Source organism: Acinetobacter sp. T63 (genome assembly GCF_053852345.1).
In genome coordinates this window covers 2,480,786-2,507,524 of sequence record NZ_CM132659.1, presented here as the reverse complement: position 1 = coordinate 2,507,524, position 26,739 = coordinate 2,480,786, and the positions used below count along the sequence as shown (strand labels likewise).

Genomic DNA, 26,739 nt, shown 5'->3' with positions numbered 1-26,739 from the left:
AAATTGAGGAAAAACAAAATGAAAAATACAAAGTTTAACTGGCAAGACCCGTTTTTAATCGAACAGCAATTGACCTCAGAAGAGCGCATGATCCGTGATGCAGCGGCGGCATACTGTCAGGACAAGCTGATGCCACGAGTACTGGAACAGTTCCGTCATGAGCAGACTGATCCTGCCATTTTCCGTGAGATGGGTGAGCTTGGTTTGCTTGGCCCGACCATACCTGAACAGTACGGCGGTGCAGGTTTGAACTATGTCAGTTATGGTCTGATTGCTCGTGAAGTTGAACGTGTCGATTCAGGTTATCGTTCAATGGCCAGTGTACAAAGTTCACTGGTGATGGTGCCGATTAATGAATTTGGTTCTGAAGAGCAAAAACAGAAGTATTTACCAAAATTAGCCACCGGTGAATACATTGGTTGTTTCGGCCTGACGGAGCCAGATCATGGTTCTGATCCAGGCAGCATGATTACCCGTGCTAAAAAAGTCGATGGTGGTTACCGCTTAACTGGCGCAAAAATGTGGATTACTAACAGTCCGATTGCTGATGTATTTGTGGTCTGGGCCAAAGAAGTCTCTGCTGAAGGCAATGTCGGTGACATTCGTGGCTTTATTTTGGAAAAAGGTTGGGAAGGGCTTTCTGCTCCAGCAATTCACGGTAAAGTGGGCTTGCGTGCCTCGATCACTGGTGAAATCGTGATGGATAACGTTTTTGTTCCTGAAGAAAATGCTTTCCCTGAAATACGTGGATTGCGTGGTCCATTTACCTGTCTAAACAGTGCCCGTTACGGTATTGCTTGGGGGGCGATGGGTGCTGCAGAATTCTGTTGGCATACGGCACATCAATACACTATGGATCGAAAGCAATTTGGTCGTCCCTTAGCTGCGAATCAGTTAATTCAAAAAAAACTGGCCGATATGCAAACTGAAATCGCTCTTGGCTTACAGGTGGCTTTACGTTTTGGTCGTATGAAAGATGAAGGCATTGCATCAGTTGAAGGTACGTCTTTAATTAAGCGTAATAACTGCGGTAAGGCACTGGATATTGCACGTTTGGCACGTGACATGATGGGTGGTAACGGGATTTCTGATGAGTTTGGTGTAGCCCGTCATCTGGTCAACCTGGAAGTCGTGAATACCTATGAAGGTACACATGATGTGCATGCATTGATTCTGGGTCGTGCGCAAACAGGTATTGCAGCATTTTGCAATTGATCCGTAACGATTACTTTTAAAAGAACACAGCAATCCATCGTTAAAAGAAACAATGGGCAGTTGAACGTTATTTTAAAAAATCTGTATTTTAAAAGGCATTACCTTCGTTGTAATGCCTTTTTTATGCCCATAGATCAGAATAAAGCCTTTTTATGATAAAAATATTAAATTCCACAATACGAAAATATCTTAATCTTTAAGTCTCATTTTAAAATTTATATGCAGAAACAAAGACGCTATTTTTTTAACTTTATGCTTTAAAAGTTAAATTACATCAAAATATGTAACAAATTATTTCAATAATAAGCCTGTATTTTGAATAATTAATATAAATAACAATAAGATATATTTTATTGAGTTAATTTAATAAAATTTCGCATAGCAAAATATTATAATAGATAATTGAAATTAATTTCCTTTTTGTCTATGTTAGATTTATCGATGAGAAGATCATAATTCCGAATAACACGAAGAAAGGATACTGGTATGAAAGGCCTAAAAGATAAAGTCATTATTGTAACAGGCGGTGCTGGCGGTATCGGCAGTGCAACATGTAAACGCTTGGCGCAGGAAGGCGCAAAAGTTGCGGTATTTGACATGAATATTGACGCTGCGCAAAAGGTGGTAACGGATATTCAAAATGCAGGCGGGAATGCACTCGCAGTGCAGTGCGACATTACCAATAAAGAAGTTGTTGATCAGGCGATTGTGCAAACAGAAGCCGAGCTTGGCCCAATCAATGGTCTTGTAAACAATGCAGGTTGGGATATCTTCAAACCATTTATTAAATCTGTTCCTGACGAGTGGGAAAAACTGATTCAAATTAATTTAGTCGGCATGCTGAACATGCACCACGCTGTACTCAAAGGCATGGTTGAGCGCAATCAAGGACGTATTGTGAATATTGCATCAGATGCAGCGCGTGTGGGCTCATCAGGCGAAGCGGTATATGCAGCGTGTAAGGGTGGATTGCTTTCTTTCTCTAAAACTTTAGCGCGTGAGCATTCGCGCAATAACATTACGGTCAATGTCATTTGTCCAGGCCCAACAGATACAGCACTTTTAGCTGGCGTAACTGAAGGTGCATCAAATCCTGAAAAACTTCGTGAAGCATTTACTCGTGCGATCCCGCTAGGCCGTTTGGGTCAGCCGGATGATCTTGCTTCATCTATCGCATTTTTCTTAAGTGATGACGCAAGCTTCATTACAGGACAAGTCCTGAGTGTTTCTGGTGGTTTAACCATGAATGGTTAAGTGGCTTGCAACGCGCCGAGTTAAGTACTGAGCGATGGACACTACTGAATGTGCAAGTCCTAAAAAAATATATGAAGTAAAAAGTTAAAAGCAGTTTTCAAGGAAAGGAAAAGATCATGAATTTTGAAGATATTTTATACGAAGTAAAAAATGGCGTGGCATGGATCACCATTAACCGCCCAGAAAAAATGAATGCTTTTCGCGGACAAACCTGTGATGAAATTATCCGTGCACTCAACAAAGCAGGCTATGACCGCGAAATTGGTGCAATTGTCCTGACTGGTGCGGGCGAAAAAGCCTTCTGTACTGGAGGAGATCAATCTGCACATGACGGCAACTATGATGGTCGAGGGACAATTGGTTTGCCGATGGAAGAGCTGCATACCGCTATTCGTGATGTACCGAAACCAGTAATTGCCCGTGTACAAGGTTATGCAATTGGCGGTGGTAATGTTTTAGCGACCATTTGTGATTTAACCATTTGTTCTGAAAATGCAATTTTCGGTCAAGTGGGTCCAAAAATGGGTTCAGTAGATCCGGGCTTTGGTACAGCGTATTTAGCCCGTGTTGTCGGTGAGAAGAAAGCACGTGAAATTTGGTATTTATGCCGCCGCTATAAAGGTCAAGAAGCTGTCGATATTGGTTTAGCCAATAAATGCGTACCTGCAGATCAATTAGATGCAGAAGTACAAGCTTGGGCAGAAGAAATTTGTGAACGTAGCCCGACGGCAATTGCCATTGCTAAACGTAGCTTCAATATGGATACAGCACATCAAGCTGGCATTGCAGGCATGGGCATGTACGCTTTGAAGCTTTATTACGATACAGAAGAGTCACGTGAAGGTGTCAATGCGCTCAAAGAAAAACGCACACCTGAATTCCGTAAATTCTTTAAGTAAGGAGAAACAAGCCATGAATAAAAATCCTTACATCTCTGAAGATTTAGAATTCTTAGCTGAAACCGTTGAAAAGTTTGCACAGAAATATATTGCTCCGGGTTTTTTGGAGCGTGATCAAAGCCGCGTCTTTGACCGTGAACTGGTCAAAAAAATGGGAGAGATGGGCTTTATTGCACCGGAACTTCCAGAACAATATGGCGGCCAAGGTATGGGGCGTCTGGCTGCGGGCGTTATTCATGAAGCGGTGGCCAAAGCAGATTTAAGTTTCTCCTATATTAATTTGTTGGCTTCTTTAAATGGTCAGATTCTGGCAGAACATGGTCAACCGGACGTGGTTGAACCGTGGCTCAGAAAACTAACGGCGGGTGAAGCCATCTTTTCAATCGCCCTGACCGAGCCACGTGGTGGTTCAGATGCAGCCAATTTACGTTTAAAAATCGAACGTGATGGCGATGAATATGTGATTAATGGCGAAAAGACTTCCATTTCTGCGGCTGATCAGGCTGATGCATCTGTGGTATTTGGTCGTACCGGTTCAATTGAAGATGGTGCACATGGTGTAACGGCTTTACTGGTACCGATGAATTTACCAGGCATTAGTACCACGCGTTTTGACTGTCATGGGCAGCGTGCGATTGGTCGCGGTTCAATTTTCTTTGATAACGTTCGGGTTCCAGTCAATCACCGTCTGGGTGATGAAAACAAGGGGTTTGTGCAAGTCATGCAAGGTTTTGACTTTTCACGTGCCCTGATTGGTTTGCAGGTTTTAGCCGTGGCACGTGTCAGTCTGGATGAAGCCTGGGAATATGCAGCACAGCGTGAAGCTTTTGGTCAGCCACTTAGCGCATTTCAGGGAGTATCTCATCCATTAGCCGAGTATGAAACCCAGGTTGAAGCAGCTCGTTTATTGTGTTTGCAAACCTTATGGCTCAAAGACAATAATTTGCCGCATACCTCTGAAGCTGGCATGTGTAAATGGTGGGGACCAAAACTGGCCTATGACGTGATTCATCAATGTTTACTGACCTTTGGTCATGCCGGTTATGACCGCGGTGTAATGGAACAGCGAATGCGCGACGTACTGGGCTTTCAGATTGGTGATGGAACAGCACAGATCATGAAAACCATTATTGCGCGTAAAAAGGCTGGACGTAAAGCTGTTCCAGCTTGATGTAAACCGATGACGTGGATGCGTGATCAATCCTGCAGATGACACAAATAGAAGTTTGAGTCATCTGCATAGCAGAGTTTGTATCTGCAATTTTCGGGCTGACGACGATTGTGCGGTCTGACCAAGAGAACAGGTAGATAATTATAAAATTGGAGTTATAGAATGGATTTCGATGCGGTTCTTTTACCCCCACGCCGGGAAAAAATGTTGCAACAAGGTTATTGGTTAAATAAGACCATTCTTCAATCATTGAATGAAGCGGTACATCAACATCCTGATAAAGTCGCCTTGGTCAGTTATAAAACTGAAGATCAGTCTGAAACAAGCTTTAGCTACCGGGAAATGCTGCATACAGCCAATCGTATTGCTTTGGGGCTAAAGCGCCTAGGTGTGCAAAAGCAAGATATCGTTTCTTGCCAATTACCAAACTGGTGGGAATTTACACTGCTGTATATTGCTTGCCGACGTATTGGTGCTGTACTTAATCCACTAATGCCGATTTTTAGAGAGCGCGAACTTTCTTTTATGTTGAAACATACAGAAAGCAAAGTTTTTATTGTGCCTAAAATCTTCCGTAAATTTGATTATGAAAAATTAGCCAATCAGCTACAAAGGAATATACCAAGCCTTGAGCACGTTGTTGTCATTGGTGGAGAAGGTGAAAACAGCTTTGAAAAACTACTGCTCAATCATGGTTTAGATAAAGATCCGCAAATTCTCAATACACTGAATGACGTCACGATTACTGCAGATGATATTGCTCAATTAGTCTTTACCTCAGGCACAACAGGTGAACCAAAAGGTGTAATGCATACGGCAAATACTTTATTTTCCAATATTGTGCCTTATGCGAAACGTCTGCATTTGGATAAAGATGATGTGATCTTAATGGGTTCGCCAATGGCTCATCAGACCGGCTTTATGTATGGCTTAATTATGCCTGTACTGCTGAAAGCAAAAGCCGTGCTCTTGGATGTTTGGGACGTCAATGTTGCGATTGACTTGATTCATAAGCACCAAGCGACATTTACTATGGCTTCTACGCCATTTCTAAATGATCTTTCTGAAGCGGTAATGGAGTCTCATCAATCACTTGATAGCTTGAAATTATTTTTATGTGCTGGAGCGCCAATTCCAAGTACTTTGGTACAAAAAGCGCGTCAAAACATGGGGGTTAAGGTTATATCTGCTTGGGGTATGACTGAGTGCGGTGCTGTGACCATGACCTGTCCAGAAGATGATGACGAACGCTCATTCAATACCGATGGTCTGCCATTGCCCGGAGTTGAAGTGAAAATTGTTGGTGATGACGGTGAAACACTTGCACCTATGCAATCTGGCACACTGATGATTCGTTGCTGTTCAAATTTTGGCGGATATTTAAAACGTCCACATCTGAATGAAACCAATGCAGAGGATTGGTTTGATACAGGTGATATTGCCTATCAAGATGAGCAAGGTTATATCCGCATTGCAGGTCGTAAAAAAGACGTCATTATCCGTGGTGGGGAGAATATCCCCGTTGCTGAAGTTGAATCTCTTATTTACCTGCATCCTGAGATTGCGACAGTCGCTTTAGTGCCATATCCAGATGAGCGTATGGGGGAAAAAGCCTGTGCAGTAGTCAAACTGAAAAATCCAGAACATGAGCTGACGCTGCCATCACTGGTGGAATTTTTGAAAACGCATCAACTAGCTAATCAATATTTACCAGAACGGCTAGAAATTTGGGATGAAATTCCAATGACCCCATCGGGGAAAATCCAAAAATTCAAAATCCGTGAATTATTAAAGAATTAACAAATACATAGACGTATTTCATTCAGCAAAATCCAAACAAGTCTATTCGATAAATATCATTTTTATATTTATCAATGGCTTTGTTTGACCTGAAAAAATTGTGTGTATCCAGAATTAAACATTTGGGGAATAAAGGGATTTCTACCATGAAAAAAAATGTACAGCTTTTTGCTAAAAGCACTTTGACTTTATCCATATTGGTTTTCACCTCATTGGCTCATGCTAACGTGAGTCTGGAGCAGCAAGTTGCACAATTGCAGCAGCAGGTTCAAGCTCTGCAGGAATTGGTGCAACAACAGCAAAAAGCCAATGATCAAAAATTCAATGAACAAAAAATGGCAGCTGCGCCTGCATTGGTTGAAAGTGCTGCACCAAAAAAATCTTCAGCACCCGTTTTACAGCATACGACAAAGGGCGGTGCTGAATTTGAGCTCTACGGCAATGTGCGCGCGGACATGAGCTATCAAATGAAAGGTCCGAATACGATGTATAACTTAATCAGTGCTGTACCGCTGGAAGGAACAGAGGCTGAACACAACAACTCGGATAAATTTCAAAGCACCTTAAATGCCACACGTTTCGGCTTTAATTTTAAAACCCCTCAACTTGGCGAGCATGCTATTGGAGGTAAAGTGGAAATGGACTTTTTTGGCGGAGCTGGGCGCGATACCTTCCGTATTCGTCATGCCTATATGACTTATGATCAATGGCTCTTGGGTCAAACATGGTCTAACTTTAACGCTGTGGAATATTTCCCTGAAACAGTAGATGCATCACTTTCTGTCGGTGGGTCATTAACCCGTGTACCGCAAATCAAATATTCAGTTCCTGTGAACCCTAATCTGAATTTGGCATTTAGTTTGGAAGATTCGAAAGCTGAAACGGTCACAGATCCCGATGCGAAATTAAAATTACCATCAGCAACTGGGCGTGTGAATTATAAATTTGATAATGGTTCAGCACTTTCTGGACGTGCTTTTGTGACCCAAAAAGCGACCAACCATGAGGGTAATGATGATTTCTTAGCATGGGGCGTGGCATTAGGCGGAAAATATCAGGTATCTGAAAATACCTTAGTTCGCTTCGACTATAACCACATTAAAGGGGATACCAAGAACTTACTTTGGTCCAATATGGCCTATGTTTTTGATGAAAATAATAAAATGCGTGCCAATCAGTTTGATGCGATTAGCGTCGGTTTAACGCAAAAAATCACGCCTAAAATCCGCTCAACATTAGGCTTTGGCTATATGAAAGCCGATGATAATAATAGCTTTGCACAGCTGGTACGTAATGATAATGATGAAACCCAAAATTCCGAGCTAAAAGAAGGCTGGATTAACTTATTCTACAATCCAGTGAAACCGGTGAATTTTGGTCTGGAGTATATGTATGGTGAACGTAAAACATTTAATGATAAAAAGGGTATAGATAATCGACTGAATTTCACGGCAATTTATGATTTTTAAAACAATTTTAAGTAGATGTTAATGTCTGCGGGTTCTATCTTTTTATATGACTATGTATAAAGTAATGGAAAATTCCCCTTTGTGGAGTGTTTTACATGCATATAAGTATTGTAATTAGCTGTTTTATTTACATAAATTAGATAGAGTCCCTTGGACTAACATAGTCTTCCTTATGTTGAAATATTATAAGCGAAAATGATATGAGTTTGGTAAGAAATCAAAAAATTATATTAAAAAAACAAAAAATTTTGCAGTCTGCAGAAAGGCTTTTAATTGATCAATGTAAGAATATTGTGATAGATGATTTAGCAAAAGAAGTAGATATGGCAAAGGGCACAATATATAAATATTTTAAGAGTAAAAATCAAATATATGTGGAAATTTTAATCCAAAACGAAAAACGGTTATTAGATATTTCAATAAACTACAATAAAGATATTAAGCAATTCTTATCAAATTTTATGTTGTATCATCTGACTAATTCAAATCGAACGATTACACTGCATACAATAGAGGAACAGGTCACCAGACAGGAACGAAAGCTGAATCCTTTATTTGATGAACTGTATGCTATACGTGAAAAGAGAATTGTCGAAATGAAAGACATTGCAGCGGAGCATTTAAAACGGGTGGGAAGTGTATTTTCTGTCCGTGATTATTTTTCTTATATTTGGAGTATTACCTATGGGGTTGCTTTGCTTATCAGTTCAAACAGCTGTAAACATGCAAGGGGGGATAAAGAGAAATTGATCAATTTTTACATCGATCAAGTAATTAATATTTAAGGTTGAAATGTAGAGATTATCTTTGAGTAAGTAGCTTGGAGTGGCTTTGTTGCACAAAGATTTCATAACTATATGATTTTAAAATTTTTGATTATTTTTTGATCCAAAATTAAATTTATTTAAATCAGAAGCTTACATATTTATGCAACAAAGCCGGTTTGTGCAACAAAGTCGTTTTAAAAAATAAATGAAATGTTACTTTTCAGAAAAAAGCACTGAAAAAGAGCTATGTTTAAATCGGAAGGAATAATTATATTCAGGATGGGTATAAATGAATAAATGCTGCCAGTTACTTGCCAAAAAGAAATTAAAAGTCACCTTTATTGAAAGTGCTTCGGCAGGGTATCTGGCCTATCGTTTTTCATTAAATAAAAATTCAGGCGATATTTTAAATGGCAGCTTGGTTTGTTATGACGCCAATTTAAAAGTCAGTATTTTAAAGATCTCAAAGAAATTCCTGGAAAAATACTCTCCAGAATCTGCTGAAGTAACGGAGCAACTGGTTTTAAAAGCCAAACAGATCATTGATTCTGATATTTTTGTTGGCTGTACCGGTTTATTAAAACGTGGTGGCTCTGAAACTAAGGAAAAACCGGTCGGAACATTTTTTTACTGTATTTCGTATCAGAATAAACTGCATCATTATCGCTGTGTATTTAATGGCACCAAAAAGAAAAAACTGGAACAGCTGTCGCGAGCAATTAGTCAGAGTATTATTGAAGTAGTCAAGCAAAAATAATAGGAATATATAAATCAAATAGAGAACACAAAATAGAAAATCTGCAGAGATAAAACCCACAGATATAAAAAAGTTATAGGTCATAATGACCTATAACTCTGAACCGTATCAGAACCAGACTGAGGGCAATCTAGTTTCTATCCCAGGCATCTTTAATCGCGTGCTTGGCCTGTTCCCATTTTAAACGAGAATCTGCTTTAAACTCTTCCCAGCGCTGTTTCAGGTCGCCTTCAGAACTTTCAAAGTCGCGATCTGTGCCATATTCACTGCGGGCACGTGTACCGAGGTCATAAGCAGAAGATAAGTCCCGATCATAATCAATATCTGGGATATTTCTTTTAAAATCATTGTAGTAAGGACGGTCTGCATGGTTGTCACGCCAGTACCCATGTGGATCATTTGCATTGTTGACCATGATCATCTCCTTCGATTATTTATAATAAAAATAAGTGAAAAACAAAAAATGGTTTTACATATCTTCATCATCTAAGAGATTGTTTTGCTGCTGCGCATTCTGGTTATGGCGTTGTTGACCATATTGCTGCGGTTGTTGCTGTTGCTGCTGGCGGTTTTGTTGCTGGCCAGGCTGTTGCTGGTTTTGTTGTTGCTGCTGGTTGCCCTGATGTTGAGGCTGTTGCTGCTGTTGATCTTGCTGGCGTTGCTGATTGCCTTGTTGCTGGTTATTTTGCTGTTGTTGAGGTTGCTGTTGCTGCAGGCGGTCTTGTTGCTGCTGCTGATTGCCTTGCTGTTGAGGCTGCTGTTGCTGTTGGTTTGAACCATTGTTTTGATTTTGCATTTGAACACCTCTTTTATAGATATCGACGCTATCGCTAGCGCGCTGAAATCATCTGAGAAAAACAGATAGCTTCTTTTTAACATGAAACATCTCATGAAAAACCCTGGCTCTGTTACATCTTATTTAGTTGTAAGCGGTGATTTTAAGCCGGTATTTTTAATTGGCTATCCTACATAGGATTTTTAAGAATGTAATCTTTTGTGTAATTACATTTTTCGTGATTTTATATATAACTTTACATTTCTTTATTTTAAGTAGCTGCTAGATAAAATGTGTTTTAAATATATTTTAAGCTTTCAGATTTTTTATTTATTTTCTCTGTACACGACAAATTTCACAGAACCCTTATCCTATCAGGATTCTGCTTTCTTAAAATTGCCAAAATTTCCTTAAACTCTTCTTTTTTCCCAAAACCAATTAAACGCTGAATCGCCATTTGAACATAGTCTAAACCATAGCGAAATAAACTCATTGAGAGTCGTCCATGCTTCTTTATTTTTATCGCTTTTTTTTGATTATGTTGCCATTCACCCGTTAAGTAACACCAACAGAAGCTTATAGCTAACACCGCAATCAATTTTTTCACTCGTCTAGGGTCTGTCAAGCGCGTATTTTCAAGATTAAACCCGCGTCCTTTGAGACAACTGAATAAGGTTTCAATTTCCCAGCGTAATGCATAATCCTGAATAACATTGGCATTAAACTGAGGAGAAACGACGAGTAAAAGCTCTCCATTTTCTAACTGTAGTGCACTTATATATAGTTTCACCCGACCAACCAAAATCCGTCGTTTACGACATTCAATTTGACCAACTTTAAGATGGCGAAATAAATCACTAATTTTATGATTCTTTCCTAAATGATTGGTGACAATGAAGTTTTTTTAACACGAATGCAGAAGTTGATGTCTTGTTCAATTAACCATGTAAACCACTGCTCACCGATAAACTCTCTGTCTGCGAACACATTCACAATACGGTCTTTACCAAAAATGGCTATAAAGCGTTGAATCAAAGCAATACGCTCTTTCGTATCTGAATTTCCACGTTTATTAAGCAATGTCCAAAGGATAGGTATCGCTATTCCACGATAAACGATTGCGAGCATCAGGATATTAATATTTCGTTTTCCCCATTTCCAATTGGTTCTATCTAAAGTCAGTTGCACTTGGTCGAATGAAAACATATTGAAAATCAACTGAGAAATTTGACGATAATCAAAATACTGACCTGCAAAGAAGCGCTGCATACGTCGATAAAATGATTGTGGTAAACACTTGATGGGCAAGGCTTTAGATGCAGAAGAAAGATTACATGTTTGCTTTAAAATAATCACAAGCATGATGAGCGCAAAGCACTTTAAATGTGACTTGTTCCATTTTAGAGATTTGTTTAAGATAAGATATAACTCATTGAGATGTGTCATAGTATTCGTCGTTAGAAAACAATTATTGTGACATTATTTCAATGAGTTATCTATTTTTGTCGTGTACAGAGATTTATTTTATTTAAATAAAAGGAAAATACTCGGATTTATTTATGCTGGAAAATAGACGGGTAATAAATAAATTGAAGGATCAAAAGGTTGAGACAAAATAAAAAAACCATTACATTGATGCAGTAAGACAAGAAAAAGGATAACAAAGATGCTGGTGGTTGAGGAAATTTACCGCAGTAAAAAGAATGAAAATTCGGTGCATTTTAATCTGAAAATACAGCGCAGCCTGAGCTGGTTTAAAAAAGCCCTGAGTCTGGATCAGGAGCTGGATTTCAAGTTTATGAGTTTATGGATTGCCTTTCAGGCCATTTACCGTGAAGATGCGGCTAGTCCATCCGCTGCGCAGTTACAGCAGTTTTTTCAGCTTCTGCACCAGCAGGATGAAACCCGAAAAATTGATTATGTGTTATGGGAAAAATACCAGCAGCAGATTCAGGCCCTGTTGGCGCACCCGTATACCCATCCGGAATTTTGGGCCTATCAGCATTTACAGCTCACGCGCGATGAATGGCAGCAGCGCGCTGCCCAAGAGCAGATTGATCTGCAACAGACCTTGCAAAATAAACAGTCGGTGGCCTTGCTAATGGCAGTGTTTAAACGTTTTGACAGTCTGCGTCACCAGTTTGCCAGCGGCGGTGCCAACTATAACAGCCTGTTAAACCGTGACATTCTGGCTGGGGCAACCAGTATATTTGCTGCCTTAATTCCATCCTTTATTCAGATTCTGCTGGAATATCCGGCCAGTATTGATTCGGCCCAGCCGCATTATCCGATGGTGCAGGTGTCTTAAACCTGCCTGCACGATTTATACAGTTTTAAGCCAGTTGCTGGCGGCGCAGATGTTGCTGATCTAACCAGGCAAAACAGGCCGAGCAGAGCACCAGGGTTAAACCAACCAGACAGCTCATGCTCCAGCCGCCATGATGCCAGGCGTAAATGCCCAGTGCAGAACCGCAGGCGCCGCCAATAAAATAGCTGGTCATATAGACTGCATTCAGGCGTGATTTGGCATCGGGGCGTAAATGGAAAATCACGTTCTGGTTACTGGTATGCACACTGGCCAGTCCCAGGTTAATTAGGCCAAAACCAATAATATAGCTCCATAAATACTGCGCGCCGAAATACAGGAAACTCCAGCTGACCGCCAATAACGAGAGTCCGGCCCAGGTGATCAGTTTGCCATGACCCCGGTCGGCAATTTTGCCAATTTTTTTGGTAGAGAGTGCGCCAAATACCCCAATTAAGGTGACTAAACCGACTGCGACATCTGGCAGGCCAAAAGAGGAGCCAAGTAACACCGCAATGGTGGAAAACAGCACGCTCATGGCGGCAAAGGCACTGGCACCAATCAGGGCGCGATAGACCAGCCGTTTTTCCTGGCGGATCAGTTGCAGCATCGAATGCAGGATTTTGCCATAGGCCATGCGCACCGTCGGAATATGTGGCAAGCGTTTTTTCAGAATAATCGCCAGTCCCATCATCAACACGCCACTGATGATATAAATCAGCTGCCAGCCATATAAATTGGACAACAGTCCGGCCAGACTGGTCGACAGTAAAATCCCGACCAGTAAACCACTCATCAGTAGTCCGACCACTTCGCCCATTTTATCCGGCTTGACCGACATGGTGGCAAACGGAATCAGAATCTGCGCGGCCACGGAAAATAGTCCGGTCATGATGGTGCCAATCCAGAGCATTGGCAGATTCACTGAAAAAGCACATAGAAACAGGCCAAACGCGGCCAGAAACATCAGCAGTGGAATGAATTTGGTTTTATTGACGGTATCGCCAACCGGCACAATAAATAACAGCCCCAGCGCATAGGACACCTGGGCAAACGTCACCGTGAGCGCGACTTGGGATTCCGGCACCTGAAAATAAGTATGAATCGAGTTAATCAGCGGCTGGCAATAATAGTTGGCCCCTGCACATAGACCACAAGCCAGCGCCATAAGCCAGAGCAGGGTTTTATCCTGACTAATATCGGGAGAGGTATTCATACAAGGTCCAGTTCAGGTTAAATGAACTACTCGGAGCTAAAGCAACCGAGTTTCCGTAGTGCAACCTAAGTTGCACACATCTCTTTTGACGCTTCATTGGTACTGCGAAAAAGGGCTTTAACACCCTTAGTCGTCTTACGAACACCTCTGCGCCCACTAGATGACAAATGATTGTCATCCAACAGCGTTCCACTGTCTAAAATTAAATTAATCGCCCTGTTCTTAATAACAACTGATGCATTGTGATCTGCATTGTCAATGTGTCCACAACTCACGCATTTAAACTTGTCTTGGCTTTTGCGATTGTCGGGGTGAGTGTGACCGCATAAAGCGCACTCTTGACTTGTATAAGAAGCATTGATGGTAAATACCGCTTTACCTAGCTTAACTGCTTTGTAAGCTAGGAATGATGCAATTCTATGCCAACCCACGTTCAGGATAGATTTGTTTAAGCCTGCTTTGGCTTTAGCCTTATTAGGAATAAATCGACCTGATTCATCGATCTTTGGTAAAGGCTTTTTAGTCATGCTCTTGGTATTTAATTTTTCAAAGATAAATACCTTAGCTAAACCATTAACTAGGCTATGACTTGTCTTATGAGCAAAGTCCTTGCGAATATTGGCTTTCTTAGAGTGATGCACCGCAATTCGATGTTTAGTCTTAGCTCTTCGGTTTGAGCCTTTTACTTGTCGAGCGAGTTTTCTTTGCAGTCGCTTAATGTAGCGATCTGCTTTTGTTAAATGATTCTTTTGTTCTTTAGAGAAATCAAATTCTTCATAGCCTGCATGAACAGGAATGGTGACACCACGATCTATACCAACCACTATTTTTTGTAGTTGTTCTTCGTCCATGCCCTGCAAATGATCTAACTGTCTTTTGGCGTATTTTTTAGCATCGAATTTCTTACCGTCAAACTCTTGAATCTCAACACCATCTTCATAGCAGAAAGAAACGAAATATTGACCACGCTCTTTGCGAATATAAAGGGATTTCGGTTCTTTAAAGTTAGCATGAGCCTTAAAACTTAATGAGCCTATATTAAATTTTTTACCACCGATATATAGCTTGCGCTTATTTCTTTCCGTGCGAAACTCGAATAAATCAGAGGTTAAATGAATCGAACCTTTATCTGTCTTCTTTTTACGTTTTGGTCGCCCACATAAACCTTTAATAGATTTTTTGAGTGTGTTGTACCAATTAACGGTTGAGTTCTTTTGTATTGTACTAGGGCAGTTTGCAAGCCATGAACTAATCTCATCTGATTTAAAGTGAGCGTATTTTTGATCTTGGGTTTCATAATAGTGATCAAAAGTTGCAAACTTACGGGCAAATCCTCGAAAGTATTTATCCTCATCGCATTTGGCATTCCAAACGAAACGAGCACAACCCATCCACTGACTTAAAATCAGCTTTTGATGTTGTGTTGGGTATGCTCTTAATTGGATGCCTGTTAGCAATTGAAAAACCTCTAGGTGTTGAGGTTATTTTAGCTTAAAATAAGGTTAAAGTAAATCTAGTATGAGGATAAGATGTACGAGTGGAGAACAGGTAGATCATGCATTTATAAAAACATTGTTCATTTAGTATTTGTTACGAAATACAGAAGAGATGTATTAACAAAAGACATGCTTTCCTCCCTAAAAGAGATTATGGAAGAAACCTGTTTGCAAATGGATTGTGAGCTTATTGAGTTTAATGGTGAAGATGATCACATCCACCTGCTTGTAAGTGTTCATCCAAAGCACTCAGTTTCCAACCTAGTTGGAAAACTGAAAGGGAAAAGTTCTTATGTTTTAAGGCGTTCATTTTGGGATGAAGTTAAGGAAAAACTATGGGGCAATCACTTTTGGTCGCCTAGTTACTGCGCTGTATCCTGTGGTGGCGCAAGTTTGGATGTAGTGAAAAAATACATTGAAGAACAAAGAACACCAACGTCAGAAAAAAATGCTAAAAAGTCCATGTCATTAAAAAAGAGCTAACTCGCCCTTAAAAGAGCGAGAATGCGCTCTTAGTTTTGTTCATTCAATCGCATCTTCGGCAATACTGAGCATGACGGCCAAAGACCACCATTTGCAACATCCTTTTTGCATGTGCAAGACACATGCACAGCAGTCCGGAACAGGCTGAGCTGACTGATCATGGATCAGGCCATCAGCTTTTTCTTGGACAGGCTAATCATCATCACCCCAATGATATTGAGGGCGCAACCCAGCCATTGCCAGGCATTTAAATATTCATCTAAAAACAGGGTGGCCAGCACAATGGTCAGAATCGGGCCGATAGAGGCGATCATGGCCGAATGAGCGGCTCCCAGGCGTTCGATACTTTGCATTAATAAAATGGTTGGCAACACCGTGACCAGAATACCCAGTCCAATGCCATAGGCATAGACGCTGCCCGGTAATTGACTCAGCCGTTGCAGTGGCTCCGGTACGGCCAGCAGATAATGCAGTAAGGTGCCGAAACAGGCCACACTTAGCGCCAGGCCGGTAAAATTCCAGCTGCCAAATTTCTGGATCAGCCGCGGCGTCACCAGTAAATAGGCGGCAAAAGCCACCGCACTGGCAAATACCAGACTGGCACCGAGCCAGAAGGAATGGCCATCTGGCATGTTTTGCTGTTCTTGTAACATCACCAGTACCGTTCCACCATAACTGAGCAGCAAGGCTAGTATCGTTTTCAGGCTTAAGCGCTGCTTGTAGATCAGGCTGCTGGCTAGAACGGTTAAGGTGGGATACAGAAACAGGATAATCCGTTCCAGTGAGGCGCTAATAAACATGAGCCCCAGAAAGTCGAGCCAGCTGGCAAAATAATAGCCGAGCAGCCCGGCAGCCACGAGCAGTATCCATTCGCGCAGCTGAATCTGGGTATTGCGATGCCGGTTAAACCAGCAGATCAGCAGGAAAAACGGCAGTGCGCTGGCCATCCGCAGGGTCATTAAGGTGGTGGCATCCACCAGAGGTGAAAGTGCGTAGGCTTGCTTGATAAAAATAGCTTTGGTGCTAAATAAAAAGGCCGCGCATAGTGCAAACAGTGAACCTAACTGCGTTCTGGTCAAGGAAATGGACATATTCAGAGCAATTTAATCAAGAGGGCAGGTGTCACCAGATTTTCATGCGTTGAGTATAAGCTGTCTGCTCGAAGAAATGAATGTGTAAAGATAGGCTTTATTCTCATTTTATGAAAATTTTAAGATGGTTTATTTCAGGCAAAGATCTATTGATGTCTTGCGGGCAATTGTTGCACAAAAATAGTGCAAAATACGCAAATTTAAGCAGTTGCGCTGCTTTATTCATCATCAGGCAAAATGATCAATAAAAAAACTTTTAATTTTTTATCGCGCTTTCACAGCCAGATGTATGGGTTAAGTCCAGATCAGCGGGCAGGAAATCATTTAGCCAATCGGTGCATTTGCCGCAGGATTTACTTTTCTGCCCGAACATTGGGCAGTTTTGACCAATTTATCCTCGATTCTTCTGTGATTAAGATGTCATTTCAGCCAATCATGAACTGGATGTTCATTTTTTGCTGCGAAAAAGCCGTTCATTATTGGTATTTATCAGCCTGTTGTAAGCCGGCACTACACGATAAGATTTGTCAAAACAATCAATTTTAAGGAAAGAAAAAACAGAACAGGACGCAATTCGCTGTAAAAAGTCAGGAGCTGTGCTGAAAATTTATACACATTATTTCCAGAGTAGTGCCATGAAGAATAGAGAGCCAAACTGATCAATTATATCTGCCACCCTTCTTTTTATGAATCATCAGTTCAAAATATGGGTATTTATTAAATAAATATTGGGTGGTAATTTAAAAAAGTTCAATTAGAATCCAAAAATTCAACAAGAACATAACCTGAGGGGAAGCATCGTTTTGGCGATGTTTACTTAAGAAAAATTAGCTTGAGGAACGCTCATGCAGATCGGAATCCCAACCGAAACTGTCGTCGGTGAAAATCGTATCGCTGCAACGCCAGAGACAGTAAAGAAGTTGATCAACGCGGGTCATAGCGTGGTTATTGAACGTGGTGCAGGCTTAAAAGCTGCCTATATCGATAGCGCCTATGAGCACGTGGGTGCCAAAATTACGGATGATGCCTATACCGGCAGTCAGATTATTTTGAAAGTTCGCGCACCGAAAGGTGAAGAAATTCAAAAACTTGCTCCTAACTCTACCGTAGTGGCAATGTTTGACCCATACCGCAATACTGAACTTGACCAATTTGCTGCACAGCAGGTGTCTGCATTTGCCCTGGAATTATTGCCACGGACCCTGTCCCGTGCGCAAAACATGGATGTGCTGTCCTCACAAGCCAACCTGGCCGGTTATAAATCGGTATTGCTGGCTGCAGCTGAATACCAGCGTATGTTCCCGATGCTGATGACCGCAGCAGGGACAGTCAAACCTGCCCGTGTCGTGATCATGGGGGTGGGTGTTGCCGGCTTGCAAGCGATTGCGACCGCAAAACGTCTGGGTGCGGTGGTAGAAGCCACTGACCTGCGTCCAACTGCCAAAGATCAGGTTGAATCTCTGGGCGGGAAATGGCTAGACGTGCCGATGTCTGAAGAAGAACAGCAAAAAGCTGCTGATGCCGCTAAAAACGGCTATGGCTGGATGCCGGGCGAACAGTACATCAAAGATCAGGCCATCATTGTCGATAAAGCTGTTTCCAATGCTGACATCGTGATTACCACAGCGCTGTTACCAGGTCGTGATGCACCGCGTTTAATCAAGGCGGAAACTGTGGCCAAGATGAAACCGGGTTCAGTCATTCTGGATATGGCGGTAGAAACGGGCGGTAACGTTGAAGGCTCTCAATGTGGTGAAACCGTTGTCACTGACAACGGCGTGAAAATTCTCGGTATTCCGAATATTCCATCAACGGTCTCTACTGAAGCATCGGCGCTGTATGCACGTAATGTGCTGAATTTTGTGGAAACCCTTTTTGATAGTGAAAAGAATTTTGCCATCAGTCAGGACGATGAAATTCAAAAAGCCCTACTGGTTACGCACGGCGGCCAAGTGCTGTTGAAACGAGGTTAAGGAGAACAGTCATGGTTGAAACAATTACAATTTTTGTCCTGGCCATTTTCGTAGGTTACTACGTGGTTTGGGGGGTTACACCTGCATTGCATACGCCACTGATGGCGGTAACCAATGCGCTGTCTTCGATCATTATCGTGGGGGCGATGATTCAAACGGTCGGCTTGCCTGTGTTAGGTGTGGATGCCAATGTGCAGTTCCAGAGCATTAACGTGGTGAGCGTACTTGGTGCGATTGCAGTATTCCTGGCCAGTATTAATATTTTCGGTGGCTTCGCAGTGACTGCGCGTATGCTGGAAATGTTTAAACCAAAACAAAAGAAAAAAGAGGGCTAATTGATGGAATTTATTCGAGACTATGCGGATTGGTTCTACCTGATTGGGGCTGTCCTCTTTATTTTAACTTTACGAGGCCTGTCTGGGCCAAAAACGGCGATTGCTGGTAACCGTTACGGCATGATCGCCATGGCGATTGCCGTATTGACTACCTTCTTTGTGGCGGATCATCCGGTTATCTGGATGATTGTGGGGGCGATGATTCTGGGTGCCATTGTCGGGATTGCCCGTGCGCGTACCGTACCGATGACGCAAATGCCAGAAACCGTAGCACTAATGCACTCACTGGTCGGTCTGGCAGCGGTGTTAATTGCAATTGCAGCGATTATTCATAACAACAAGCTGGTTGAACTGGGTCCAGAGCTGTTGGCAGCCAATGGCGTCAGCTTCCATGAAATGAGCAAAGTGCATTTGTTTGAATTGTTCGTGGGCTGTTTTGTTGGTGCGATTACCTTTACTGCATCGGTATTTGCTTACGGTAAACTGGCAGCGAAAAAATGGGCCAAGACCATTTCGGGTGGCTGGGTTAAACCGGTTCAGGCACTGATTTTCATTGCCATGCTGGGCTTTGGGATTCACTTCTTCTTAAGCGGTAGCATGACCTCGTTCTGGGCCATGACCGCACTGGCTTTAGCCTTTGGCTGGGTCTGGATTGCCCCAGTCGGTGGTGGCGACATGCCGGTGGTGGTATCACTGCTCAACTCCTTCTCGGGCTGGGCGGCAGCAGGGATTGGTTTTACCTTGGAAAACAACATGCTGATTGTGGCGGGTTCACTGGTTGGTTCATCAGGTGCAATTCTGTCGTACATCATGTGTAAAGCCATGAACCGTTCAATCATCAACGTTTTGTTTGGTGGTGCGATGGGTGGGGCGGCAGCGCCTACCGCAGGTGCGGGTGAGCAGGTACAGCGTAACTACCGTTCAGGTTCTGCAGATGATGCTGGCTTCTTAATGTCCAATGCGGACAGCGTGGTGATTGTGCCGGGTTATGGTATGGCACAAGGCCGTGCGCAAAATGCGGTGAAAGAACTGGCCAACTTGCTGAAAGAGCAGGGTGTAACGGTGCGTTTTGCGATTCACCCGGTGGCGGGTCGTATGCCAGGTCACATGAACGTCTTGCTTGCTGAAGCCGACGTGCCGTATGAAGACATTCTGGAAATGGACGAGATTAACTCGGACTTCCCGGCAACGGATGTGGTATTGGTGATAGGTGCCAACGACGTAGTCAACCCGGCAGCCAAAGACGATCCAAACTCGCCAATTTACGGTATGCCAATTCTGGAAGCACATAAAGCACGTACCATTATGGTGATCAAGCGCTCAATGGCGACTGGTTATGCAGGTCTGGACAATGACCTGTTCTATAACGACAAGACTATGATGGTCTTCGGTGATGCCAAGAAAGTGGTTGAAGACATGACCAAAGCGATTAACGGTACGGGTCACTAAGACGTCCGATACCCGCGTTCAAAATCCCCCTCGATTGAGGGGGATTTTTTAATATCTGTGACTAAATAGAATCTTTTATTACATACGATTCAATCTTTGGGTTGGGGGGAGATCGAGAAGCACTGCCGAGAGGTTTAAGTTCAGCTATTGGGAAGTGGAAAAATCAGTCGGTGTCTGGATTCAGCTGTGACCAGCTCTATTTTGACCCAATAAAAAAGCGACCTTCAGGTCGCTTTTTGGGAAATCTTAGTTTACAGATTCAGGTGCTGTACGCCATAAGCTTTCTAGGTCGTAGAACTTACGGGCAGTTGGAAGCATGACATGTACCACCACGATACCCAGATCAATCAAGATCCATTCAGCATCGCGTTCACCTTCCATACCAATCGGGCGGAAGCCTGCTTTACGTGCTTCTTCAGCAACGTTATCAGCAAGAGATTTAACATGACGGGTTGAGGTGCCGCTAGCAATCACAATAGCATCTGCAACATTGCTGATGCTGCTAACATCAAGCTCAACAATTTCTTTGGCTTTTACATCTTCAAGGGCATCGCGCACAACTTGCAGGCAAGCGTGTACGTCATTGTTTGGGGAAGTCATTGCGAGATCGTGAGAATTAGAAGCGCCGGGCGATGGTTCTAAATTCATAAAGGGTATAATTTCCTGACAATTATTCATTGTCTAATATAGCGGCTTTGAGCCTAAATTTCAAATCTATGACAGTGCCGAATTATTGATATTCGGCAAAGTATTTGTTTTTCCACGCAAAGGAATTTGCTGAATCTTTGCTCGGTCGATATTCCGCCGCCACATAGCCTGCATAGTTACTGTGTTTGAGCCAGTCAAACACTTCCGCAAAGGCAATATCGCCGGTATCCGGTTCATGACGACCCGGGCAGTCGGCAAACTGGATATGGCCAATCTGTTGGATATTCTCGATCAGTCCTTCCAGTACGTTTTCACCCATCATGGCCATGTGATAGCAGTCATACTGCATTTTTAGCGCCGGATGTTGCACCGCTTCAAGCATCTCTTGGGCCTGGGCAATGTTCTGTACTAAAAAGCGCGGCATGTCGGTGCCATTAATCATTTCCATTACCGGTTGGATCTGCTGGCTGCTAAGCATATGGCTGGCAATTTTCAGGTTCTCGGCCAGTGTTCTGAGGCAAGGCAGCAGATCGGCATCCTGGGGCTGTTTACCAGCCAGAATATTGACACTTGGCACTTTGAGTGCAACCGCGTATTCAATGGCCTGTTCAACGGCATGACGAAACTCGATTTCCTTGCCCGGCACACCGGCCAGCCCGTTGCCGCCTTGCATTAAATCTCCGGCCGGAACATTAATCAGGCACAGCGTCAGTTCATGCAAGGTTAGCTGGCTTTGAATCTGCGCAATGCTCAGTTCATACGGAAACTGGATTTCAACATGCTGGAAGCCGTGTTGTCTGGCCAGTGCAAAGCGCTCAAGTAGCGGCACTTCAGTAAAAATCATAGAAAGATTTACGGCAAGTTTCGTCATAAACAATGTCCTGCATTCCCTGTGCAAAGGGTGAAATTAAGTGGTCTGTTCCACCTGTTGAATGACCGTGGATAAATCTGCTTCCGCAAAGCCTTTGGCCTGATGCGCTTGCAGTTGTTGCAAAGCCTGCTGTGCCACCGGAATATTCAGCTGATAATGCGCGGCCAGGGTCAGGGCATTGTTCAGGTCTTTGGACAGGGTCTGGACTTTCCACTGCACCGGTTCAAAGCTATGACTGGCCATGCGCGGGGTTAGAATCTGAAACGGTTTGGAGTCAGCAAATCCACCGGCCAGTGCGGGTGCCAGTAAAGTGGTGTCTACCCCAGCTTGAGCTGCAAGCGCGACAGCTTCGGCAATCAGGGTACTGTTGGCCGCGACAATCAGCTGATTACAGATTTTGGTGGCCTGTCCGGTGCCACTGGCGCCCATACGGGTCACGCGCTGTGAGAGCACATTATAAATCAGGGTCAGTTTTTCAATGGTGGCGGCATCACCGCCGGCAAAGATAACCAGGGTGCCTTGTTCTGCGCCCGCTGTGCCGCCCGACACTGGTGAATCAATCCACTTCACCTGCTGACGGGCTGCCTGTTCAGCCAGTGTCAGGGTTTTATCCACAGACAGGCTGGAGAAATCCACAATCACTTGCTTGGCCTGTAAATGCGGCTGAATCTGCTCAAAAACGGCTTGGACTGCATTGTCATCGGCCAGGCAGCTTAAAATTACCGGATATTGACCAATCTTTTCTAGGGCCAGTGCTTCAGCACCCATGTCCAGCAGTTCCTCACAGGCAGCAGCAGTGCGGTTCCAGACCGCGACCCGAAAACCGGCATGAATCAGACGTGCTGCCATGCGTGTGCCCATTAAGCCCATACCCAGAAAGGCGATGGGCGTATTGCGATCAAAACTCATGCTTCTCTTCCCGATCTTGATGCTCTGTGCTTAGTTAAATTGACGCGGTAAAAAACTGGTGTCAGGTTGCTTGTCTTTTTTACGCGCCAGTTGACTGTTTTTGCCAAGCAGTAATTTCAGCTGCCAGATTTTTTCCAGACGTAAGGATTTTTGTGGATTATGTTCCATGGCATCTAGCACCTGTTTGGCCGCAGCCAGCGCATCCGGAGAACGCTGCGCCAGTTCCTGCGCCAGAATCTGGGCATGATCCAGTGGTGTGTCACTTAAGTGGGTGACTAAGCCAATTTCTTTGGCATATTGCGCTTCAAAAATACGGGCGGTGAGGGTCAGTTCTTTGGCCAGGTCCAGGCCAATCAGGCCTTTTAAAGAGCGGCTCAGACCCATATCCGGTACCAGCCCCCAGCGGCTTTCCATAATTGACATCTGGGTTTTAGGATGGGCAATACGAATATCTGCTGCCAGTGCCAGTTGCATCCCGGCTCCAAAACAGTAACCTTCAATCGCAGCAATCACAGGGACGGGCAATTCCTGCCAGATCAGAAAGGCTTTTTGAAACAGGCTCTGGCCGGGTTTGAGTAATTCCCAGGCGGCAAAGGCACGATTTTGCGGATTGTTTAAATCGGCCAGATCAATACCGGCACTAAACACTTCGGCTTCACCGGTCAGAATGACGCAGCGCAAGCTACGGTCTTTTTTTAGCTGCCGGGCAGTTTTGACCAGCTGTTTTAATAATGCAAAGCTCATGGCATTGCGTTTTTCCGGGCGATTCAGTCGCACAATGGCAATGCCGTTATTTTTTTCTACCTGTACTATGGTCATGGTCTAAACTCTTATTTTTCCTCTGTTGAGCATAGCATGCAGATACGCATGATACATGACAGGGCAGTCACATCCATCTTTCAAGACCCTGACTTTAGTCGAGTCAGACTACTGCGTGTGCTTGTTTAGAATCTGCTCGGCGGCATGTTCAACCTGAGCAATCACGGCTTGTAATTCATCAAAGCGTCTTAGCACTTCCTGAATAAAGGCATCATCGGCTTTACGGCGTTCTTTACGTAAGGTCGAAACAAACTGCTCAAAAGAACCGGTGGCTTCCTGCAGGCTTGGGGTGCCGACATAACGGGTGGCGCCATACAGGCGATGCAGCACATGCTCCAGTTGCGGGAAATCTTCCAGTTCAATCAGCTGCTGCATTTCATGCAGTTCGGTGGCAAAGCTGTCGAGCAGCATACGCAGCAGATCCAGTGCCAGATCTTCCTTGTTGGCGGCCAGCATCAGGCTTTGCTGCCAGTCAAGAACCAGCGGATCGAGTGCTTCAATTACCACGGCTTTTTCCACTGCCGGCACCTTGTTAAAGTTTTCAGTGGTCCAGTGGGTCAGAATCTGGATGATCTGTTCAATCTGGATTGGCTTGGTGACGTAATCATCCATGCCGACTTTCAGCAGGTTCTGTTTTTCATCGGCCAGCGCATGCGCGGTCAGGGCGATAATTGGCAGGCGTTTATGCTTGTCGAGGGTGGACTCCAGCGAGCGGATGGCGCGGGTGGTATCAATCCCGGACATCACCGGCATCTGAATATCCATAAACACCAGATCAAACGGTTTGGCATCCTGTTCAATCCGCTCTTGCAGGATATTCAGGGCTTCCTGACCGCTCAGCGCTTTGGTGGTGGTGACATTCAGTTCACCTAACAAGGCTTCTAAAACAATCAGGTTTGGCAAGTGGTCATCTACCGCCAGCACATGCAGCCCCTGTCCATCAAAGACTTCGGTGCCTGTATCTTCAAACGGATTTTCATTGTTTAGTAACTGGATTAGCGCGCCACGGCTTAAAGGCTGATACAGCGGGCGGGTGCGATATTCATTCAGCATGCTTGGATCAAGCGCCATCTGGTAGCCGTAAATGGCCAGATTGCCCTGATAGCGGCTGCGAATTTCTTTCAGTAAGGCTTCGGTGTCACCGCTATGATCGACAATTAACCAGGTGTCTTCTTCCGGTGTAGACAGGTGATTGAGTCGGCTGAATAAGTCCAGAATCGAAGTGGTTTCGGTATGCTGGACCTGATAATTTTCCAGATAGTGACGCAGCACATTGGCGGTTGCCGGATGCGCCAGATAGGACACCACATGCTTGTTGGCAAAGCGTGGGTGCACAATAATTTCATCCTCATCAATGCTGAATACGGCAGTAAACCAGAAGGTCGAGCCTTTTTCAGTCGGTGCGCGTTCCTGATTGTCTTCAAAGCCAATCTGGCCCTGCATTAAATGTACCAGCTGCTTGGAAATCGCCAGACCCAGACCGGTACCGCCAAACTGACGGGTCACAGAAGCATCGCCTTGCGAGAAGGATTCAAACAGTTTTTTCCGGTCGGTGCCGCTTAAACCAATACCGCTGTCCTGCACGCTAAAATGAATCATGCTCTGACCGATATCTTCATGTTCAATGCGCGCACGTACAATAATTTCACCATCCGGGGTGAATTTAATGGCATTGGAAATCAGGTTGGTCAGCACCTGCTTAAAGCGCAGGGCATCGCCAATCACATGCTTTGGCACGTTGTCAGCATAATAAAAGGCCATCGCAATCTGCTTCTGCGCGGCCAGCGGCGACAGCATGTCCATTACATCATAAATGGCTTCTTCCAGATCAAAAGGTGCGGTTTCCAGTTCCAGTTTGCCGGCATCAATTTTCGAGAAATCCAGTACATCGTTAATCAGCGCCAGCAGATGCGCCGAGGATTTGCGAATGGTTTGCAGATACAGGTTCTGCTCATTGCTGAGATTACCCTGGCGCAGTAATAAATGGATAAAGCCATCAATACTGTTCAGCGGAGTACGTAATTCATGGCTGATATTGGCCAGGAAGACCGATTTGGACTGGTTGGCTGAAATCGCCTGGTCACGTGCCTGACGGTAAGTAATGTTCTGGACTTCCAAGGTATCTAGGGTGCGGCGCAAGTCATCTTCGGTCTGTTCGGTATGTTCTTTTAGTTCCAGAAAGCTGAAATGTAGACGCTTGACCACATTGGCAATATCACGCTGCAATAAACGCAGCTCGCCGGTGCTGTTAATTACCATGTGTTGATCCAGCGTGTCGGCATTCAGGCGTTGCAGTTGCATACGGATTTCGTACATTGGCGCAATCCAGCGACGCGAATAGAAATTCAGGCACAGCAACAGCAGCATCAGGGTCAACAGGCCAGTGGCAATCAGCACGGTCATGACCCGATAACGGGCAATTTCCAGAGGCTGATTGTCCAGCTCGATTAGCAGCCAGGCATACTGGCTCTGGCTTTCATCAATACGTAAACCATAGACATGGCTGTCTTTATGCTGAATGGGGCCAAAGAAGGCGGCATCGCGCGGAAAACTGGGCCAGCCGGCCTGATCCTGATAGCCCATACTCAGGCGGCTACGACCTTGGGAATCAATAATGGCAGTCCGAAGTAAATGCTTTTCATTGAGCAGGTCCTGCATATAGCTGCGTGCCTGTTCATATTGCCAAGGAAAGGTGTTGAGCTGCTGTAAGGCCACTTCAGATGGCATTTCATAGCGGGTTAAAATCGCAATCGCCATCTGCTTTTGCTGGGCGCGCGCTGCATTCGAGGTTTCGGTCAGAACCAGCCCTGCACCGACCGCCGCCAGCACCATAATGGGCACAAATATCAGGGCAATCAGTTGCCCATAAGCATGATTTAAATGTAGGCGCTTAAATAACTTTTTATTGATATTTGACATGGTTAAAGCAGTTTATTCGTTCTGCCGAGCAGTTTAGCACGCTTTATTTTAAAACTGACTGTGCTTTAAGCACTTTCACGAAAAAGCTGGTGAAAAGAGTGCAGGCGGGTGGTTTTTT

24 protein-coding genes are annotated in these 26,739 nt (G+C 43.9%); 13 read left to right on the top strand and 11 right to left on the bottom strand.

Translation table 11 applies throughout. The features are described 5' to 3' along the window. Positions 1-18 precede the first annotated feature (18 nt). From ACVLR6_RS12020 to ACVLR6_RS11985, 8 genes are all read left to right on the top strand, one after another. Positions 19-1,215 carry an acyl-CoA dehydrogenase gene (locus tag ACVLR6_RS12020; protein WP_168399032.1) on the top strand — a complete coding sequence of 399 codons (1,197 nt, stop codon included), beginning with the start codon at positions 19-21 and terminating at the stop codon, positions 1,213-1,215. 486 nt (positions 1,216-1,701) lie between these two features. Further along, positions 1,702-2,469: a 2-hydroxycyclohexanecarboxyl-CoA dehydrogenase gene (badH, locus tag ACVLR6_RS12015; RefSeq protein ID WP_160240977.1), complete on the top strand. Its 768-nt coding sequence runs from the start codon at positions 1,702-1,704 to the stop codon at positions 2,467-2,469. 116 nt (positions 2,470-2,585) lie between these two features. Then, on the top strand, positions 2,586-3,368 hold the full coding sequence (gene badI / locus ACVLR6_RS12010; RefSeq protein WP_086176643.1) for a 2-ketocyclohexanecarboxyl-CoA hydrolase: 783 nt from the start codon (positions 2,586-2,588) through the stop codon (positions 3,366-3,368). A gap of 13 nt (positions 3,369-3,381) precedes the next feature. Next, complete coding sequence (gene aliB / locus ACVLR6_RS12005) at positions 3,382-4,539, top strand: cyclohexanecarboxyl-CoA dehydrogenase (protein ID WP_411686724.1); 1,158 nt, start codon at positions 3,382-3,384, stop codon at positions 4,537-4,539. A 162-nt stretch (positions 4,540-4,701) separates the two neighbouring features. Next, positions 4,702-6,339, top strand: a complete 1,638-nt coding sequence (aliA, locus tag ACVLR6_RS12000) for a cyclohexanecarboxylate-CoA ligase (RefSeq protein WP_411689180.1) — start codon at positions 4,702-4,704, stop codon at positions 6,337-6,339. Positions 6,340-6,485: 146 nt separating this feature from the next. Next, positions 6,486-7,808, top strand: coding sequence for a DcaP family trimeric outer membrane transporter (locus ACVLR6_RS11995; protein WP_455995302.1), 1,323 nt, complete (start codon positions 6,486-6,488; stop codon positions 7,806-7,808). Between the two features lie 200 nt (positions 7,809-8,008). Next, positions 8,009-8,593, top strand: coding sequence for a TetR/AcrR family transcriptional regulator (locus ACVLR6_RS11990; protein WP_455995300.1), 585 nt, complete (start codon positions 8,009-8,011; stop codon positions 8,591-8,593). A 271-nt stretch (positions 8,594-8,864) separates the two neighbouring features. Further along, positions 8,865-9,332: a CinA family protein gene (locus ACVLR6_RS11985; protein ID WP_160242814.1), complete on the top strand. Its 468-nt coding sequence runs from the start codon at positions 8,865-8,867 to the stop codon at positions 9,330-9,332. 130 nt (positions 9,333-9,462) lie between these two features. Here the strand turns inward: ACVLR6_RS11985 and ACVLR6_RS11980 are convergent, their stop codons facing one another. The 3 genes from ACVLR6_RS11980 to ACVLR6_RS11970 all read right to left on the bottom strand — a co-directional run bounded on the left by ACVLR6_RS11980 (position 9,463) and on the right by ACVLR6_RS11970 (position 11,553). Then, complete coding sequence (locus ACVLR6_RS11980; protein WP_455995298.1) at positions 9,463-9,747, bottom strand: hypothetical protein; 285 nt, start codon at positions 9,745-9,747, stop codon at positions 9,463-9,465. A 54-nt stretch (positions 9,748-9,801) separates the two neighbouring features. Then, entirely contained in the window at positions 9,802-10,128 is a 327-nt protein-coding gene (locus ACVLR6_RS11975; RefSeq protein WP_455995296.1) for a hypothetical protein, read from the bottom strand. Positions 10,129-10,462: 334 nt separating this feature from the next. Further along, positions 10,463-11,553, bottom strand: a protein-coding gene (locus ACVLR6_RS11970; protein WP_455995294.1) for an IS4-like element ISAba1 family transposase whose coding sequence is annotated in 2 segments (ribosomal slippage) — positions 10,463-11,013 and positions 11,013-11,553 — 1,092 coding nt in all. Because the reading frame shifts where the segments join, the coding sequence is not laid out codon by codon here. Positions 11,554-11,773: 220 nt separating this feature from the next. Here ACVLR6_RS11970 and ACVLR6_RS11965 point away from each other — a divergent pair. After that, on the top strand, positions 11,774-12,415 hold the full coding sequence (locus ACVLR6_RS11965) for a hypothetical protein (RefSeq protein ID WP_005180108.1): 642 nt from the start codon (positions 11,774-11,776) through the stop codon (positions 12,413-12,415). 25 nt (positions 12,416-12,440) lie between these two features. Here the strand turns inward: ACVLR6_RS11965 and ACVLR6_RS11960 are convergent, their stop codons facing one another. Both ACVLR6_RS11960 and ACVLR6_RS11955 read right to left on the bottom strand, forming a co-directional pair. Further along, the gene (locus ACVLR6_RS11960; protein ID WP_075167480.1) at positions 12,441-13,628 is read right to left on the bottom strand and encodes an MFS transporter; all 1,188 of its coding nucleotides are present in this window, start codon (positions 13,626-13,628) and stop codon (positions 12,441-12,443) included. A gap of 65 nt (positions 13,629-13,693) precedes the next feature. Continuing rightward, positions 13,694-15,085 carry an RNA-guided endonuclease InsQ/TnpB family protein gene (locus tag ACVLR6_RS11955; RefSeq protein ID WP_016658436.1) on the bottom strand — a complete coding sequence of 464 codons (1,392 nt, stop codon included), beginning with the start codon at positions 15,083-15,085 and terminating at the stop codon, positions 13,694-13,696. A 72-nt stretch (positions 15,086-15,157) separates the two neighbouring features. Here ACVLR6_RS11955 and tnpA point away from each other — a divergent pair, with 72 nt between their 5' ends. Beyond that, the gene (gene tnpA / locus ACVLR6_RS11950) at positions 15,158-15,607 is read left to right on the top strand and encodes an IS200/IS605 family transposase (protein ID WP_023274418.1); all 450 of its coding nucleotides are present in this window, start codon (positions 15,158-15,160) and stop codon (positions 15,605-15,607) included. A 164-nt stretch (positions 15,608-15,771) separates the two neighbouring features. Here tnpA and ACVLR6_RS11945 read toward each other — a convergent pair whose 3' ends face one another. After that, complete coding sequence (locus ACVLR6_RS11945; RefSeq protein WP_005180104.1) at positions 15,772-16,698, bottom strand: DMT family transporter; 927 nt, start codon at positions 16,696-16,698, stop codon at positions 15,772-15,774. Between the two features lie 845 nt (positions 16,699-17,543). Here ACVLR6_RS11945 and ACVLR6_RS11940 point away from each other — a divergent pair. The 3 genes from ACVLR6_RS11940 to ACVLR6_RS11930 are packed head-to-tail and all read left to right on the top strand — an operon-like array spanning position 17,544 to position 20,455. Continuing rightward, positions 17,544-18,671, top strand: a complete 1,128-nt coding sequence (locus tag ACVLR6_RS11940; RefSeq protein ID WP_455995292.1) for a Re/Si-specific NAD(P)(+) transhydrogenase subunit alpha — start codon at positions 17,544-17,546, stop codon at positions 18,669-18,671. An 11-nt stretch (positions 18,672-18,682) separates the two neighbouring features. Then, positions 18,683-19,006 carry a proton-translocating transhydrogenase family protein gene (locus tag ACVLR6_RS11935; protein WP_005180100.1) on the top strand — a complete coding sequence of 108 codons (324 nt, stop codon included), beginning with the start codon at positions 18,683-18,685 and terminating at the stop codon, positions 19,004-19,006. 3 nt (positions 19,007-19,009) lie between these two features. After that, entirely contained in the window at positions 19,010-20,455 is a 1,446-nt protein-coding gene (locus ACVLR6_RS11930; protein WP_005180098.1) for an NAD(P)(+) transhydrogenase (Re/Si-specific) subunit beta, read from the top strand. Positions 20,456-20,701: 246 nt separating this feature from the next. Here the strand turns inward: ACVLR6_RS11930 and rsfS are convergent, their stop codons facing one another. The 5 genes from rsfS to ACVLR6_RS11905 all read right to left on the bottom strand — a co-directional run bounded on the left by rsfS (position 20,702) and on the right by ACVLR6_RS11905 (position 26,621). Continuing rightward, positions 20,702-21,103, bottom strand: a complete 402-nt coding sequence (gene rsfS / locus ACVLR6_RS11925; RefSeq protein WP_005180097.1) for a ribosome silencing factor — start codon at positions 21,101-21,103, stop codon at positions 20,702-20,704. 82 nt (positions 21,104-21,185) lie between these two features. Further along, positions 21,186-21,974, bottom strand: a complete 789-nt coding sequence (locus ACVLR6_RS11920; RefSeq protein ID WP_455995290.1) for a hydroxypyruvate isomerase family protein — start codon at positions 21,972-21,974, stop codon at positions 21,186-21,188. Positions 21,975-22,010: 36 nt separating this feature from the next. Then, positions 22,011-22,883 carry an NAD(P)-dependent oxidoreductase gene (locus ACVLR6_RS11915; RefSeq protein WP_005180090.1) on the bottom strand — a complete coding sequence of 291 codons (873 nt, stop codon included), beginning with the start codon at positions 22,881-22,883 and terminating at the stop codon, positions 22,011-22,013. Between the two features lie 30 nt (positions 22,884-22,913). Continuing rightward, a complete protein-coding gene (locus ACVLR6_RS11910) occupies positions 22,914-23,702 on the bottom strand; it encodes a crotonase/enoyl-CoA hydratase family protein (RefSeq protein WP_016658615.1) in 789 nt (262 codons plus the stop codon). Between the two features lie 108 nt (positions 23,703-23,810). Beyond that, complete coding sequence (locus tag ACVLR6_RS11905; protein ID WP_168414262.1) at positions 23,811-26,621, bottom strand: GacS-like sensor histidine kinase; 2,811 nt, start codon at positions 26,619-26,621, stop codon at positions 23,811-23,813. Positions 26,622-26,739: the final 118 nt, after the last annotated feature.

Coding starts and splice junctions, on each gene's coding strand:
- ACVLR6_RS12020 (WP_168399032.1), top strand. CDS start 19: ATGAAAAATACAAAGTTTAACTGGCAAGACCCGTTTTTAATCGAACAG.
- badH (WP_160240977.1), top strand. CDS start 1,702: ATGAAAGGCCTAAAAGATAAAGTCATTATTGTAACAGGCGGTGCTGGC.
- badI (WP_086176643.1), top strand. CDS start 2,586: ATGAATTTTGAAGATATTTTATACGAAGTAAAAAATGGCGTGGCATGG.
- aliB (WP_411686724.1), top strand. CDS start 3,382: ATGAATAAAAATCCTTACATCTCTGAAGATTTAGAATTCTTAGCTGAA.
- aliA (WP_411689180.1), top strand. CDS start 4,702: ATGGATTTCGATGCGGTTCTTTTACCCCCACGCCGGGAAAAAATGTTG.
- ACVLR6_RS11995 (WP_455995302.1), top strand. CDS start 6,486: ATGAAAAAAAATGTACAGCTTTTTGCTAAAAGCACTTTGACTTTATCC.
- ACVLR6_RS11990 (WP_455995300.1), top strand. CDS start 8,009: ATGAGTTTGGTAAGAAATCAAAAAATTATATTAAAAAAACAAAAAATT.
- ACVLR6_RS11985 (WP_160242814.1), top strand. CDS start 8,865: ATGAATAAATGCTGCCAGTTACTTGCCAAAAAGAAATTAAAAGTCACC.
- ACVLR6_RS11980 (WP_455995298.1), bottom strand. CDS start 9,747: ATGGTCAACAATGCAAATGATCCACATGGGTACTGGCGTGACAACCAT.
- ACVLR6_RS11975 (WP_455995296.1), bottom strand. CDS start 10,128: ATGCAAAATCAAAACAATGGTTCAAACCAACAGCAACAGCAGCCTCAA.
- ACVLR6_RS11965 (WP_005180108.1), top strand. CDS start 11,774: ATGCTGGTGGTTGAGGAAATTTACCGCAGTAAAAAGAATGAAAATTCG.
- ACVLR6_RS11960 (WP_075167480.1), bottom strand. CDS start 13,628: ATGAATACCTCTCCCGATATTAGTCAGGATAAAACCCTGCTCTGGCTT.
- tnpA (WP_023274418.1), top strand. CDS start 15,158: ATGTACGAGTGGAGAACAGGTAGATCATGCATTTATAAAAACATTGTT.
- ACVLR6_RS11945 (WP_005180104.1), bottom strand. CDS start 16,698: ATGTCCATTTCCTTGACCAGAACGCAGTTAGGTTCACTGTTTGCACTA.
- ACVLR6_RS11940 (WP_455995292.1), top strand. CDS start 17,544: ATGCAGATCGGAATCCCAACCGAAACTGTCGTCGGTGAAAATCGTATC.
- ACVLR6_RS11935 (WP_005180100.1), top strand. CDS start 18,683: ATGGTTGAAACAATTACAATTTTTGTCCTGGCCATTTTCGTAGGTTAC.
- ACVLR6_RS11930 (WP_005180098.1), top strand. CDS start 19,010: ATGGAATTTATTCGAGACTATGCGGATTGGTTCTACCTGATTGGGGCT.
- rsfS (WP_005180097.1), bottom strand. CDS start 21,103: ATGAATTTAGAACCATCGCCCGGCGCTTCTAATTCTCACGATCTCGCA.
- ACVLR6_RS11920 (WP_455995290.1), bottom strand. CDS start 21,974: ATGACGAAACTTGCCGTAAATCTTTCTATGATTTTTACTGAAGTGCCG.
- ACVLR6_RS11915 (WP_005180090.1), bottom strand. CDS start 22,883: ATGAGTTTTGATCGCAATACGCCCATCGCCTTTCTGGGTATGGGCTTA.
- ACVLR6_RS11910 (WP_016658615.1), bottom strand. CDS start 23,702: ATGACCATAGTACAGGTAGAAAAAAATAACGGCATTGCCATTGTGCGA.
- ACVLR6_RS11905 (WP_168414262.1), bottom strand. CDS start 26,621: ATGTCAAATATCAATAAAAAGTTATTTAAGCGCCTACATTTAAATCAT.